Source organism: Flavobacterium commune, assembly GCF_001857965.1.
Lineage (GTDB): Bacteria > Bacteroidota > Bacteroidia > Flavobacteriales > Flavobacteriaceae > Flavobacterium > Flavobacterium commune.
The window spans coordinates 3,567,566-3,582,646 of the sequence record NZ_CP017774.1 but is presented as its reverse complement, the minus strand read 5'-3'; the positions used below and the strand labels follow the sequence as shown (position 1 = coordinate 3,582,646).

The 15,081-nt window shown below is 34.4% G+C and carries 12 protein-coding genes; 5 read left to right on the top strand and 7 right to left on the bottom strand.

Translation table 11 applies throughout. The annotated features are described in order from the left end of the window. Positions 1-16: 16 nt before the first annotated feature. The 4 genes from BIW12_RS14880 to BIW12_RS14860 form a co-directional block, all read right to left on the bottom strand. Entirely contained in the window at positions 17-1,252 is a 1,236-nt protein-coding gene (locus BIW12_RS14880) for an ATP-binding cassette domain-containing protein (protein ID WP_071185835.1), read from the bottom strand. 187 nt (positions 1,253-1,439) lie between these two features. Then, positions 1,440-2,614, bottom strand: a protein-coding gene (locus BIW12_RS14875) for an IS3 family transposase (protein ID WP_394332086.1) whose coding sequence is annotated in 2 segments (ribosomal slippage) — positions 1,440-2,356 and positions 2,356-2,614 — 1,176 coding nt in all. Because the reading frame shifts where the segments join, the coding sequence is not laid out codon by codon here. Positions 2,615-2,786: 172 nt separating this feature from the next. Then, a complete protein-coding gene (locus tag BIW12_RS16600) occupies positions 2,787-3,557 on the bottom strand; it encodes a patatin-like phospholipase family protein (protein WP_071185834.1) in 771 nt (256 codons plus the stop codon). 68 nt (positions 3,558-3,625) lie between these two features. Continuing rightward, positions 3,626-4,063, bottom strand: coding sequence for an acyl-CoA thioesterase (locus BIW12_RS14860; RefSeq protein ID WP_071185833.1), 438 nt, complete (start codon positions 4,061-4,063; stop codon positions 3,626-3,628). A gap of 206 nt (positions 4,064-4,269) precedes the next feature. On the opposite strand from BIW12_RS14860, the gene BIW12_RS14855 reads away from it, so the two are divergent. Continuing rightward, positions 4,270-5,112 (top strand): transglutaminase-like domain-containing protein, encoded by an 843-nt coding sequence (locus tag BIW12_RS14855; RefSeq protein ID WP_071185832.1) that lies wholly within the window; start codon positions 4,270-4,272, stop codon positions 5,110-5,112. Between the two features lie 24 nt (positions 5,113-5,136). On the opposite strand, the gene BIW12_RS14850 is transcribed toward BIW12_RS14855, so the two are convergent. Together BIW12_RS14850 and BIW12_RS14845 are read right to left on the bottom strand one after the other, a co-directional pair. Next, positions 5,137-6,420, bottom strand: coding sequence for a serine hydrolase domain-containing protein (locus BIW12_RS14850; protein ID WP_071185831.1), 1,284 nt, complete (start codon positions 6,418-6,420; stop codon positions 5,137-5,139). Between the two features lie 33 nt (positions 6,421-6,453). Continuing rightward, complete coding sequence (locus tag BIW12_RS14845) at positions 6,454-6,843, bottom strand: DUF1398 domain-containing protein (protein WP_071185830.1); 390 nt, start codon at positions 6,841-6,843, stop codon at positions 6,454-6,456. A 299-nt stretch (positions 6,844-7,142) separates the two neighbouring features. Between BIW12_RS14845 and dnaK the strand changes: the two genes are divergently transcribed. The 4 genes from dnaK to BIW12_RS14825 all read left to right on the top strand — a co-directional run bounded on the left by dnaK (position 7,143) and on the right by BIW12_RS14825 (position 13,704). Then, on the top strand, positions 7,143-9,020 hold the full coding sequence (gene dnaK, locus BIW12_RS14840; RefSeq protein WP_071185829.1) for a molecular chaperone DnaK: 1,878 nt from the start codon (positions 7,143-7,145) through the stop codon (positions 9,018-9,020). Positions 9,021-9,278: 258 nt separating this feature from the next. Then, positions 9,279-10,349 carry a magnesium/cobalt transporter CorA gene (corA, locus tag BIW12_RS14835; protein WP_071185828.1) on the top strand — a complete coding sequence of 357 codons (1,071 nt, stop codon included), beginning with the start codon at positions 9,279-9,281 and terminating at the stop codon, positions 10,347-10,349. Positions 10,350-10,424: 75 nt separating this feature from the next. Beyond that, positions 10,425-12,518, top strand: a complete 2,094-nt coding sequence (gene pta, locus BIW12_RS14830; RefSeq protein ID WP_071185827.1) for a phosphate acetyltransferase — start codon at positions 10,425-10,427, stop codon at positions 12,516-12,518. Position 12,519: 1 nt separating this feature from the next. Next, positions 12,520-13,704, top strand: coding sequence for an acetate/propionate family kinase (locus BIW12_RS14825; protein WP_071185826.1), 1,185 nt, complete (start codon positions 12,520-12,522; stop codon positions 13,702-13,704). A 38-nt stretch (positions 13,705-13,742) separates the two neighbouring features. Here the strand turns inward: BIW12_RS14825 and BIW12_RS14820 are convergent, their stop codons facing one another. Continuing rightward, the gene (locus BIW12_RS14820; protein ID WP_071185825.1) at positions 13,743-14,834 is read right to left on the bottom strand and encodes an AI-2E family transporter; all 1,092 of its coding nucleotides are present in this window, start codon (positions 14,832-14,834) and stop codon (positions 13,743-13,745) included. Positions 14,835-15,081 lie beyond the last annotated feature (247 nt).

Below are 15,081 nucleotides of genomic sequence, written 5' to 3'. Positions count from 1 at the left end.
TTGATATTGAACTACGTTATTTAACAACTCCTGTAGAACCTTCACTGGATGGAATTAATTCAAAAATAGAATTGGGAGCTAAATTAGGTTCTATGCGGTGCGAAACATACACTATAGTCATATTGGATTCCTGTTTTAGCAAATTGATGAGTTGGCATACCATGACTACATTTTCATCGTCTAAGCCTTCAACAGGTTCGTCTAAAATAACTAAAGGCGGATGTTTTAAAACCGAACGTACAATCATGGCTAGCCTTTGTTGTCCTACTGAAAGGCGTTTGAACATTTGATTTTTAAGGTGTTTCATGCCTATTAATTCCAGCCATTGATCGGCAATGTTTTTCTGCAAAGTAGTAGGCAGGTCGTACAATCCAATAGAGTCAAAGAATCCGGATAAAATCATTTGTTCCAGTGTGTGATTTCTTGTGAACAAACTGGTCATATTAGTTGCAAAATAACCAATATTTTTTTTAATCTCCCATACGCTTTCACCGCTTCCTTTTTTTCTTCCAAAAAGATGTAAATCCTGTCCGTAACCCTTAGGACTGTCACCATTAATTAGCGATAAAAGGGTGCTTTTTCCGGAACCGTTAGGGCCAATCAATTGCCAGAATTCACCTTGTTGAATCGTCCAGTTGATGTTTTTCACAATAGGCCGTTCTTCGTAGCTAACACATACATTATTCATCTGAATCAATACTTTTTGTTTGTATTCGATGGCCTGTGCCGGATGCGGAATCCCGGATTGAGTTATAATTTTATTTTCGTGTGCCTCGTGGCTAATGTTTTCCAGTACAAAAGAGTCGGAATTAATTTGTCTGTTATTCGAAATAAAAGGTAGCAAATCGGCATGGCGGTTGATAAGCTGGATAATCTTAATTTCAGTAGCCATTATTTTCATTGACTCTGCTAATTCAATTCGGGAAGCCTGATCCAAATGATCCATTGGATTATCAAAAATAATAAAATCAGGTTTTTGGTCGATACAATATTGAAGAAACTTCTTTTTACGCTGTCCCGAAGAGAAAGTGCTTAATTTTCTATGCGAATCTGCGCCTACAGTAATCAATTCGAGGTATTGAAATTCTTTTTGGATAAAAATATCAATAGCCAAATCGGAAAAAAGAATTCCTTTTAAGTCGTTAAAAGCTGCTAATTCGCCAACGGCATTCCCTGAAAGGATATTTTCTATAAAGTTTTTTTTATTGATTTGATTGGACAATAAAATGTTCCAATGAGATGCAGTAGTCATGAAAAAGGGTCTGTTTTTATTGGCTGTAAAGATAATAAAAGAAAATATAAGGAGAAGTTAGAAGACAGGAAGCGGAAAATAGAGAATAGAATAAAGAATACAGACTACAGATTTAAAAAATAGCATATTAAGATTTATTGTCTTATAAAAATACACCTGGATATGCAAATAAAAATTACAGTTTAAGTTAAGCTACATTTTTGTAAATATCGTTTTGATAATTGAACTCCTCTATTGTTTTATAATTCAAAGCACGATGTCTTCTTTTTCTGTTGTACCATATTTCAATATATTCAAATATTTCAAGTTTCATTTGTTCTTTTGATAGTAACTTATTTCCGTAGATAAGTTCTGTTTTGAGAGATTTAAAGAAACTTTCAGCCACTGCATTATCCCAGCAATTCCCTTTTCTACTCATACTCCGGATTACTCCATAAGACTTAATAGTATTAGCAAATCTCTTAGTAGCATATTGTACACCTTGATCGGAATGAAATATTAATCCTTTTTTGATAGCTCTGTTTTTTATTGCCATTCGCCAAGCAGCTAGTGATGTGTCATTCGTGCTCATTGTATTGCTCAAACTCCAGCCAATTAATTTTCGGTCATATAAATCAATTACAGTTGTTAAATACAAAAAACCTTCTTTTGTTTGAATATAGGTAATATCGGACACCCATACTTCTGAAGGTTTAGTTACCATAAAGTTTCTATTGAGCACATTATCAACAATTAGATAATTATGTTTTGAATTGGTTGTAACTTTAAATTTCTTACTTACTTTACTCCGTAAGCCAAGTTGTCTCATGTATTTTGCGACAGTAAATCGTGATATTCGATATCCTAAAGCATGTAGCTCAGATGTTATTCTTGGACTACCATAACGTTGCTTAAATTCAAAATAAAGAGCTTTTATTTTTTCTTTCAGCATATTCTTTTTTAGTAGTCTTTCTGAAACAACCCTGCTTTTCCATTTATAATAGCCACTTGAACTGATTTTTAAAATCAAACACATTTTCTCAATCGTAAACTGGCTTTCATGGTTCTTAATGAACCTGTATTTCATCGACCGCTCTTGGAGAAAATGCTGATTGCTTTTTTTAATATATCACGTTCCATTTCTGCATCTTTCAATTTTTTCTCCAATTCGTGAATACGTTCCTGTTCAGGTGTCAATTTTAAATTTCCTTTTCCAGGGAAACTGCCTTCACCATATTCTTGGTAATCTTTGCGCCATTTATAAAGTAAAGAAACTTTTATTCCAAGTTCTCTGGCTAACTCTGACAAATTGCTTCTTTCGTTACTTAATTCTACAGCTTTAACCTTAAAGGCTGCATCGTAAATTTTTCTTTCTTGTTTCATGTGTTAAAATTAAGATTTTAGTCTTAACTAACACTGTAAGCTAAATTAGTACATCCAACCTTTACTTGTATAGTCTAATTTATAAAACCGTAAAAAAGAAAAGGATAAAACAAAAACTTATATGACTTATGTGGTTTAAAAAACAGCATTATGAAATTCAGGCTTTAATTATCTATAACTGAATATCGAGCGCTTTTATCTGATCTTCTAAAGTAAGTGCATATTGATAGCTGTATTCGAAAATCTCATCGGCATTTTTTAAATTATAAAGACTGTACTGACTCATATTAGGCGGTTCAAAGTACAAATTACAACTATGGGTTTTTATCTCAACCGAACTTTTCATTGCCAAATGAAAACAGCGATCCAGAATGTTATTTATACTTACTTTCTCGACTTCTTTTTTGATAGAATTGACATAGCTGCCAATAATGACATCACATTGTCCCATCAAAGGTTCGATAGGGAAGTTGTTAATGACTCCGCCGTCAACATACAGGGTATTGTTGTAGTTTACCGGTTGAAATAATAGCGGCATACAGGAGGAAGCCATTAAAATCTGAGATAAATTTCCGGACGAAAAATAAACCAATTCACCTTTTAGAATATCGGTAGCCGCTATATAAAGTGGGATTTTTAAATCCTCAAAACTGTTATTTGGGAAACATTCAAGATAAATATCATGAAAACCTTTCATGGCAAACAACCCCTGTCTTTTCATTAATAGATTAGAAAAACTAAAGATTTGTCCCTTTTTCAAGATGCTCAAAATTTCGCTTACACTATAGCCTGCTGCATAAAAAGCACCTGCTATCGCTCCCGCACTGGTGCCTGAAATATGGGTAGGAACAATACCGAATTCCTCCAAGGCTTTTAAAACACCTAAGTGCCCAATGCCTCTGGCACCTCCGCCGGATAAAACAATTCCTATTTTAGTTTGCATATTGCTGTTTGGTTTTATTGTTTAAAGTTTATTGTAGTTGAATTTACTATTACTACTTTACCCATTGATTAGGATTCGATAAAATCCTCACTTTTGGGAATACTGGCTAAAGCCTTTACTGCAACTTCAGGAACAGGATCTATTAATTTGCGTAATTTGGTATCCATCCAGGCACCATCCACCGTTAAAGTGGCACAAAGCAAATTATCTTCGGTACGAAATTCATGAGAAATAGACCAACGAGAGGCATCGGCTCTCATTTTGGCTACCCGGGTATGGATGTAAACCGAATCACTTTGTGTAATTTCTTTTCTAAAGATACATTCTTCCCTAAAGAGAACGGGACCAAAATGCTGTTTTTGGAAAACTTTTAAATTTAAACCAAGACTGTCTAAGATTTCCATTCGGTGTTGTGCGGCACAATCGTAATATACGCTATGACGAACATGGAAATTAGGGTCTAAATCAGCCCAGCGAAAAGTTATGTGTTTACTGAAAGAGGTCATATACTGTTTTTAATTTTGTTTTAGCTGAATATAATGTCAATTCGAACGAAGTTGAGAATGTTTTCAAAAAATGAATGTTCTCGTAAATTTAAAAAAAATAAGCCAAAAAGAAAGAAAAGGACTCTTTATAGTTTTTTGCTAAAATCCGATTGTATAGAGTTTATTTTTTGTTGTACTATCAAGCTGATAATTAATATCTTTACAAGATGAGATTCAAAGTGAACAGTTTTTTATCCTATGAAGTTTTTTCGACAACGACCTTTATTTTTAATATTCAGGTTGTCAATTCGCCAACTCAAGTAATTATTTCGGAATCTCTTACGATTACTCCAGAAATTAAATACGAAGAATTTGTATTGCAAAACTCAGCTACTCGTTTTATTAAAATGGAGGTAGTAAAAGGAATTAATTTTTCGCTTACTTATGAAGCTGAAGTTGACGTTTTACACCAGGTAATCGCTGCTGAAAAGATGTTACAATCTGTTCCCATTATTGATTTAGATAATGAAGTATTGCCTTTTATTTCACCAAGCAGGTATTGTGAATCGGATAAATTATTAGATTTTGCTCATCAGCAATTTGGACATTTACCGAATGAATTTAATAAAGTAAAAGCAATAAACGAATGGGTTTTTAGTACTATAGCTTACAAAGCGGGAACAAGTGATTCCAGCAGATCCGCTTGTGATGTTTTGGCTTTAAAAGAAGGTGTTTGTAAAGATTTTGCTCATCTTGCAATTGCTTTATGTCGTGCTTTGGACATACCGGCACGTTATTTTACGGGTTATGCTTATGCGTTGAATCCACCTGATCTTCATACTTGTTTTGAAGCGTATGTGGGAGGGAAGTGGCTGTTTTTTGATCCAACTAAATTAAGTGTTTCCAATGGATTGGTAAAAATAGCCAATGGTAAAGATGCCAGCGAAGTAGCTGTGGCTAGTTTTTTTGGAGAAGTGAATTGTACTTTTATGAAAGTAGATTGTAATCCTGTTTCGACTGATTTTATTCCTTTTGATAAAGAAGAAAACACAGCAGTTTCTTACGGTTGAAACCGCTGTGTTTTTTCGAATGGATTAATCATCAATAGCTTGTTCAGCCAAAAGTTGGAATTTCCAGCCTGTATTGTCACTCGTTTTTTGGGTTTGTTTTAAGATAATACCAATCAGTTCCTCTTTAGGGTCGGCAAAATATTGCGTATTGAAATAACCGCCCCAATTGAAAGTTCCTGCACTGCCTTGACCGCCCAAATCTTCGCCCATTTGGGTTAAAACTCTAAATCCTAAACCATGGTAGGCATCACTTTTACCCCAAACATCACCAATTTGGTTTGCTAACATAAATTGGACAGTTGTTCTGCTTAATAATCGAATTCCATTTAGTTCACCTTTATTCAGGAACATTTGCAGGAAAGTAGCATAGTCTTTAGCAGTGCTGGAAAGTCCGGCACCCCCAGAGAAAAAGCTTTTAGCTCCTGATTTTGGATAATTAGTATCGTAGAAAGTATTTGGAAACGGAATCCAATTGCCATTTTCTTTGGTTTGAACACTTACTAATCGGTTGTATTTTGATTCCGGCAAATAGAAATAAGTATCATTCATTCCCAATGGTTCAAAAATACGGCTTCTGTAAAACTCGTCCATAGGCATGCCTGACATGATTTCGATAAAGTAGCCAATGACATCCAAACCTTCGCTATAAGTGAATTTCTCTCCCGGATTGTGATGCAATGGCAGTTTTGCCAGTTTTTTGACACTTTCGGCAATGGTGATTTTATCGGTTGTAAACAAATCGGTTATGCCAGCGTCTTGATAGATTTTTTTGAAACGAGAATCGCTATCAATTTGGCCGTAACCAATTCCGGAAGTGTGTGTAATTAAATCGCGAATGGTAATTTCTCTTTTCGCTGGTTTAGTAGTGTATTTTCCATCCGGATACACAGAGTCTAAAACTTGGGCGTTTTTAAATTCAGGGATGTATTTTGAAATAGGGTCGTCGAGTTTGAATTTTCCTTCTTCCCATAGCATCATTACGGCTGTAGTGGTTATGGCTTTGGTTTGTGATGCAATTCTGAAAATGGCGTCGGTTTTTAAGGTTTTTGAAGTAGCATTGTCAGCCATTCCAAAAGCTTTAAAATACACAATTTTTCCTTTTCGGGCTACTAAGGCTATAGCTCCCGGAATTTCCGAATCGGCGACGGCTTTGTTGAGCATATTGTCAATTCGCGCCAATCGTTCGCTGGAGATGCCTACACTTTCAGGAGCAGCTTCACTGAGTTTAGGGGAGTTTTTTATCGAATGAGTTTGCGCATAAGTGCTGCAATTCCATATCGCAAAAATAGTGATGAAAATTTTTTTCATGGTTGGTTTTTTGGTTTTAACAGGATAGCTGTGTTATTCCGGAATTTTCTCTATTAGGATAGGATTTTCGGCATTATCATAATAGGTACAAGTCATTTCGATGATGTCTACCCGCCATTTGGCAATACCACATTGGGCTGCATGTTGGCAAAAAGTATAATAGTCGGTTTGACCGTCCTGGTGCATTACCAGAAATTCAATAAAACGTTCTTTGTTTGTCACAGAGGCAATTGGGAGTGCGTCGTATTTTTTATCTGTACTTGCGGTAAAGTCGTTATCTCCATAATAAGAAACGCGACCATCAGTAACGATAGTATCGTAACCTTTTACGCCTAGATTTATTAAGTCCTGAATGTAATTGGGGAAATCAGCACCCGATTTTACTTTTTCATGTGCTGCTTTGATTTGATCTATGGTAAACATATTTTAAATTTTAGGTTTTCAAATATAGGTTAAAATCAAATTATACCAATACTTCTGATGTAATTTGGCGGAGAGCGGGAAATAGCTTCTTGTTCTTAGTATTTGTTATGACTATGACAGTATTGTTTCTGCTTTTTGCAAGTCTGTCAGTTAGCTTAAAATGCCATCTTGTCAGTTGTTTTGCGACAGCTTTAACATTTTATGACAATTTATAGGGAGCTTTAATATTGGCACAAAGATTGACTTAAGCACGTTGAGTTATTAAATCGAGTATATAATAAAAATTAAATATATTAAAAATGGGTAAAATAATCGGAATTGATTTAGGTACGACCAACTCTTGTGTTTCTGTAATGGAAGGTAGTGAAGCAGTTGTTATTCCTAACGCAGAAGGGAAAAGAACAACGCCATCTATCATCGCTTTTGTAGAAGGTGGAGAAATTAAAGTGGGTGATCCTGCAAAAAGACAAGCAGTAACTAATCCAACTAAGACTATTGCTTCTATCAAACGTTTTATGGGACATTCATTTGCTGAAATTACTGAAGAAGCAAAAAGAGTTCCTTACAGTGTTGTAAAAGGTGACAACAATACGCCACGTGTGGATATTGACGGTCGTTTGTACACTGCTCAAGAATTGTCAGCTATGACACTTCAAAAAATGAAAAAAACTGCTGAAGACTATTTAGGTCAGACAGTTACTGAAGCAGTTATTACTGTTCCTGCTTACTTTAACGATGCACAACGTCAAGCTACTAAAGAAGCTGGTGAAATTGCTGGTCTTAAAGTTATGCGTATCATCAATGAGCCAACTGCAGCTGCATTAGCTTACGGATTAGATAAAAAAGGAACTGATCAAAAAATTGCTGTTTACGATTTAGGAGGAGGTACTTTTGATATTTCTGTTCTTGAATTAGGAGACGGAGTTTTCGAAGTATTATCTACTAATGGAGATACTCACTTAGGAGGAGACGATTTTGATCAGGTCATCATTGACTGGTTAGCTGACGAATTCAAAGCTGAAGAAGGTGTTGACTTGCGTTTAGACCCAATGTCTTTACAACGTATTAAAGAAGCTGCTGAGAAAGCTAAGATTGAATTATCTGCTTCTGCTGAAACTGAAATCAACTTACCATACGTAACTGCTACGGCTTCAGGACCAAAACACTTAGTTAAAAAATTATCTCGTTCTAAATTTGAGCAATTAGCTGATTCTTTAGTAAAACGTTCTATGGCACCAGTTGCTAAAGCGTTAAAAGATGCTGGTTTATCAGTTTCTGATATCGACGAAGTAATCTTAGTAGGAGGTTCTACTCGTATCCCAAGAATAGTTGAAGAAGTTGAGAAATTCTTCGGTAAAAAAGCTTCTAAAGGAGTTAACCCTGATGAGGTTGTAGCTATTGGAGCTGCTATCCAAGGTGGTGTACTTTCTGGAGATGTAAAAGATGTATTGTTACTTGACGTTACTCCATTATCTTTAGGTATCGAAACAATGGGTGGTGTAATGACTGTTCTTATCGAAGCTAATACTACTATCCCAACTAAAAAATCTCAAGTATTCTCTACTGCTGCTGATTCTCAACCATCTGTTGAAATTCATGTATTACAAGGAGCTAGAGCAATGGCTGCAGATAACAAAACTATCGGTCGTTTCCACTTAGACGGTATTCCACCAGCACCAAGAGGAGTTCCTCAAATCGAAGTTTCTTTCGATATCGATGCTAATGGTATCATCAAAGTTTCTGCTACTGATAAAGGAACTGGAAAATCTCACGATATCCGTATCGAAGCTTCTTCTGGTTTAACAGCTGAAGAAATCGAACAAATGAAAAAAGATGCAGAAGCGAATGCTGATGCTGACAAAGCTGCAAAAGAAAGAGCTGAAAAATTAAACGAAGCTGATAGTACTATTTTCCAAACTGAAAGTCAATTGAAAGAATTGGGAGATAAAATTTCAGATGAGAACAAAACAGCTATCGAATTTGCTTTAACTGAACTTAGAATGGCGCACCAATCTCAAGATATTGCTGCTATTCAAAAAGGTTTAGATAATGTAAATGCTGCTTGGAAAACTGCTACTGAAGCTATGTACGCTCAAGGAGAGCAAGGTCAAGCTGCTGCTGAGCCACAAGCTGAAGGTGATAACGTTCAAGACGTAGATTACGAAGAAGTAAAATAATTTAGTATTACTTAATTAGTACTGAGTATTAAGATAAAACCGGGCTAGAAATGGCTCGGTTTTTTTGTTTATTAAACCCGACAGGTTCAAAAACCTCTCGGGTTTGTTTGTTTAAATTATTTCCAAAACATGATTTATCTCATAAAAGAAAAAACTATTTCAATTTACTTTTGTCAGAGTTAATCTGTGTTTTTAAATTGTTAAGTTGTACTTTTTTGCCAAAAGTTTTTTGTAATATTACTGTTAAATGATTTCTTTATGAGAAAAATAAAATATAAAAAGGCTAGAAAAGTACATTTGAATCAGTTAGTATATACGGGAAAACACAAGAAGCTGGAGTCAAAAATGCAGTTGTTTGTGTATGACGATTTGGATTTTACAGAATACCAGGATTTAGCTATTTCAGATTTTAGGGAATGTATCGACAATACAAAAACAAACTGGCTTAATTTACATGGTTTGAGTGATATTAATACAGTGGAGGGAATTGGGGATTTTTTTAGTATTGATAGTTATCTGCTTTCGGATATTTTAAATACTTCAAGAAGGACAAAAATGGAAGAATCGGCCAGTAGTTTGTTTTTTAATATAAAGTCGATATTACCAACGGAGAACTCAGATAATATCAGTTCAGAACAGATTAGTTTTTTTATAAAAGATGAGATTTTGATTTCTTTTCAGGAAAAGAGTAGTGATTTTTTTTCGCATATCAGGGAAAGGATACGCACTCATTCGGGAGTTGTGAGAACTAAAAAAGCTGATTATTTGCTTTCTCTGCTTCTAGAGGCCGTTATGGAGAATTTTTATATTACTATCGAAAATGAAGAAGATAAGGTAGAGGAGTTGATTGATTTGTCAAAAACAAGTACTAATCCTGATGTTTTAATACGAATTGAAAAACACAGGGATAATTTAAGTTTTTTAAAACGCTCTATTATTCCACTAAGGGATTCATTGTACGGTATTAAAACATTAAAAGAAGATGTTGTTTGTAATGTGATTCAGATGGATTCTTATGTTTATTTTTCAAGATTGCATCAAAAAAGTTTAGAGCTTTTGGAACAAATTGAATCAGATTTGGGAATGCTTGAAGGAGCTTCAAATTTCTTTTTTTCTTCTCAATCGCATAAGATGAATGAGATTATGAAAACGCTTACGATAGTGTCTGCTATATTTATTCCGTTAACGTTTATTGTAGGTGTCTATGGGATGAATTTTGATTATATGCCTGAATTAAGATATCAAAATGGGTATTATACTGTAATTGGTATAATGTTTTTAATAGTAATCCTGATGGTTCTTTATTTTAAAAAGAGAAGATGGTTTTGAGAATAATTATCGGTTGTGTGTTGGTAGAATTGCCAAAAGAATTGAATTAATAAAATAAGTTTAAATATTTATAAAATGAACAAAGCCATTTATATCGCAACTTCAGAAAGTAATAGCGGGAAATCGATTATTACGCTTGGATTAATGAGTATGCTTATTGGTAAAACTGCCAAAGTAGGCTATTTTAGGCCTATTATTGAAGATTTTGAGGATGGAAAATTAGACAATCATATCGAAACGGTAATATCTCATTTTGGTTTGGATATTCGTTTTGAAGATGCTTTTGCCATTACCAAGAGTCAATTAATCAAGAAAAAGAATAAAGGTAAAATAGGCGATGTTTTAGATTTGATTATCGAAAAATTCAAACATTTAGAAGAGCGTTTTGATTTTGTATTGGTTGAAGGAACCAGTTTTAGTGGTGAAGGAACAGCAATCGAGTTAGATATGAATGTTCTTATTGCTAAGAATTTAGGTATTCCAACCATAATTGTTGGTTCAGGTGTTGGGAAAACTCTCGAAGAATTTTTGGATGGAGAATATCTTGCTTATGATTCTTTTAAAAATAAAGAAGTTGAAGTGTTGGCTTTTATTGCCAATAAAATCCAACCCGAAAACTTAAAATTAGCAGAGGATGGTTTGCGAAGTGTTTTACCCAAAGAAGTTTTGGTGAGTGCTATTCCTGTCATCTCAAGTTTAAACAATCCTACGGTTAAAGAAATAGTTGAGGAATTGGATGCTAAGATTCTTTTTGGTAAGGAGTTTATTAATAATGAAGTAGGTAGTTTTAGTGTAGGTGCTATGCAATTGCGAAATTATTTATTGCATCTAAAAGAGAATGCGTTGGTCATTACTCCGGGAGATAGAGCCGATATTATTTTGGGAGCTTTACAGGCCAATGAATCGGTGAATTACCCGACGGTTTCGGGAATTATTTTAACGGGGAATATACTTCCTGAAGACAGTATTTTGAAGTTAATTGAAGGGTTAAACAGTGTTGTGCCAATTATTGCAGTTGAAGGTGGTACATACCGAATAACCAACAAAATAGGTTCTATACAATCTAAGATTTATGCCGAGAATATTCATAAAATAGAAACCTCAATAAGCACCTTTGAAAAGTACGTTGATTTAGATGAACTGTCGGATAAATTAAGTGCGTTTGAAGCAGAAGGAATGACGCCAAAAATGTTTCAGTACAATTTGGTAAAAAGAGCCAAACAACACCGAAAACACGTTGTCCTGCCGGAAGGAAATGACGATAGAATAATTATTGCGACCTCCCGATTATTAGCGATGGATGTGGTAGATATTTCTATCATTGGAAACAAAAAACAAATAGAAAATAAAGTAGCCGAATTAGGAATAGCTTTTGATTTTTCGAAAGTGAATATTATTAATCCTATAGTATCGCCTTATTATGATGATTATGTAAATACGTATTATGAGCTTCGAAAAAACAAGAATGTTTCTATGGCTATGGCCAAAGATTTAATGGAAGATGTGTCTTATTTTGGAACAATGATGGTGTACAAAGGTCATGCGGACGGAATGGTTTCCGGTGCGGCACATACCACACAGCATACTATTTTACCAGCTTTGCAGTTTATTAAAACCAAGCCTAATTCGAGTGTGGTTTCTTCTATATTTTTCATGTGTTTAGAAGACAGAGTTTCTATTTTTGGGGACTGTGCCATTAATCCGAATCCTACTGCTGAACAATTGGCCGAAATTGCGATTTCTTCTGCCGATTCTAGTATGGCTTTCGGAATAGAACCTAAAGTGGCTATGTTGTCTTATTCTTCGGGTTCGTCAGGAAAAGGGGATGAAGTAGAAAAAGTGCGAACAGCAACTGAAATTGTAAAGAAAAAACGTCCCGATTTAAAAATAGAAGGGCCTATTCAGTATGATGCGGCTGTTGATATGGAAGTGGGTCAAAGCAAAATGCCAAACTCAGAAGTGGCAGGGCAGGCGAGCGTGCTTATTTTTCCGGATTTGAATACAGGAAACAATACTTATAAAGCAGTTCAGAGAGAAACGGGAGCTTTGGCCATTGGGCCAATGTTGCAAGGTTTAAACAAGCCGGTAAACGATTTGAGTCGTGGTTGTACCGTAGATGATATTATTAACACAGTCGTGATTACGGCGATTCAAGCACAAGGATTGTAAAATGAAAATAGTTATTATAAATTCAGGAAGTTCTTCTATAAAATATCAATTAATTGATATGCCTTCAAAAGAAGTGATTTGTAGCGGGATGATTGACAGGATAGGTTTAGAGACTTCTAATTTTACGTATAAAACAAATAAAGATTCTATAGAAGAAATTTTGCCAATTGCCAATCATAAAATAGGATTGGAGAAAATTTCTCAATTATTATTGGATGAAACTATTGGTGTAATTAAAAGTACGCAGGAAATTGAAGCTGTAGGTCATAGAGTTGTTCATGGTGGAGCTAGTTTTTCGGATACTGTTATGATTGATGATGAAGTAAAAGAAAAGATAAAACAACTTTTTGAGCTGGCTCCTTTGCATAATCCGGCCAATTTAGAAGGGATAATCGTTGCCGAGGAAGTTTTTCCTTCGGCTAAACAAGTGGCTGTTTTTGATACTGCTTTTCATCAAACTATGCCAGAAGTGGCTTATCGATATGCAATTCCAAATTACTTATTGACCGAAAATAAAATCAGAGCCTACGGTTTTCATGGAACGTCTCATAAATATGTTTCGGAAAAAGCAATTGGGTTTTTAAAGAAAAGCAGCAAAATAATTACAATTCATTTAGGAAATGGATGTAGTATTACCGCGGTAAAAGACGGAAAAAGTATTGATCATAGTATGGGATTTGGTCCCATGAATGGATTGGTAATGGGGACAAGAAGCGGAGATATCGATCAGTCGGTCATTTTTTATATGGTAAATACTTTAGGCTATCAATTAAGTGAAGTAAATACGGTATTGCAAAAACAAAGCGGAATGCTTGGACTTACTGGTCATAGTGATTTAAGGGATATTCAGGCCAATGCCGAAAAAGGAGATGTAAATTGTCAGTTGGCTCTTGATATGAATGTGTATCGCATTAAAAAATACATTGGTTCTTATGCGGCAGTTTTAAACGGAATTGACGCCATTGTTTTTACGGCAGGAATAGGGGAGAACTCTGCTTATATCAGGAAATCGGTATGTGCCGACATGCAGTTTTTAGGATTGGAATTAGATGAAACTAAAAATGATATCCGTTCAAGTGACATTCGCGAAATAAATACACCAAATTCTAAGACTAAAATTTTAGTGGTGCCAACCAATGAAGAATTAGAAATAGCCAATCAGGTTTATGATTTGATTTTAAATTAAACAGTAATTAAAAGGCTTCTTGAAAACAGAAGCTTTTTTTATGCCGTTTTCTCCTTTTTTTGTTTACCATCACCTAATAAAATAGAAATTGCTTTTAGGCTTTCTGTGCGGTCAGCAATAAGCTTAATGATACTTGTAAATGGGATAAACAATATCATTCCCGCAGCACCCCATAAAATCCCTCCTAAAGTAATCATGATGATAATAATAAGGGTGTTTATTTTTAAACGATTTCCCACTACGTAGGGAAAAATGATATAAGCTTCTAAAATTTGTACAATCGAGAAAATAGCTATGACTCCAATTGGGTACCAAACAGAATTAAAAGTAATCCATGAAATTGCAATTGGCAAAAGTGCTGATATCATGATCCCAACATAAGGAATAAATGTTAAAATAGCAGCAATAAATCCAAACATAAAAGGATGTGGGATACCTATAATTAAAAGTCCTATACTATTGAGAATTCCAACAATAAGATAAACGCCCAACATGCCTTTTATAAAATTATGGTAAGCATTTATTGTTTCCATAAGGATTTCAAGGATTTTTCCTTTTTGTTTTGAAGGGAAAAAATTAAGTAAAGCATCTGTAAACATACTTCGATGAAAAAGAATAAGAGCCGTGAAAACAGGAATGATTATAGCGTAATAAAGAGTGTGGGAAAAAGAATAAAATGAAGATTCTAAAATAGCCAAAACCTGATTCTCGGAATGGTTTATCAGGTTTTCAAAAAAAGAAATTTGTTCAGTATTTGTAATATTAAAATATTGCGAAATGAAAATACTAATTTGATTAATGGCTTCCAGCAATTTAGTCTTAAAAGGTTCCCATTCTAAAGCAAATTCTTTAATTTGGAAAATAAGTAAGCTTAGGATGCTTATCATTAATAGAAACACCATTAATAATGAGATGCCAATTGCAATTGTAGGACTGATTCCTTTTTTTTCAAACCATCGACAAACAGGATAAAGTATAAAACTAATAAGAAGAGCAAAAGAAAGAGGGATAAAAATTAGTTTTCCAAAATACAACACCAATGTTATTAAAACAAAATACTGAAGAAATTCTATTGCTGAGATTTTTTTATCGGCATCAATGATAGTCGGGATTTTAGGAATGAGGCTCATCTTTTTAAAAATTAGGTAGTTAATTTTTATACATAAGTTAACTCTTTTTTCGTAAAATTAATTTATTCCTGTTATTTTTTTAATCTTTATAAGTCAGATTTAATCTCTTTAGGTTTAATTCCTCGAAGCTTTGCTTCGTTTTTTAACGCTGATTCGCAGATTATAATATGAAAATCTGCGAATTTGCGGTTGTTTTCTAATACCTCATGGACTCTGCCCCGAAGCAGTATAATAAAAACTATTTTTA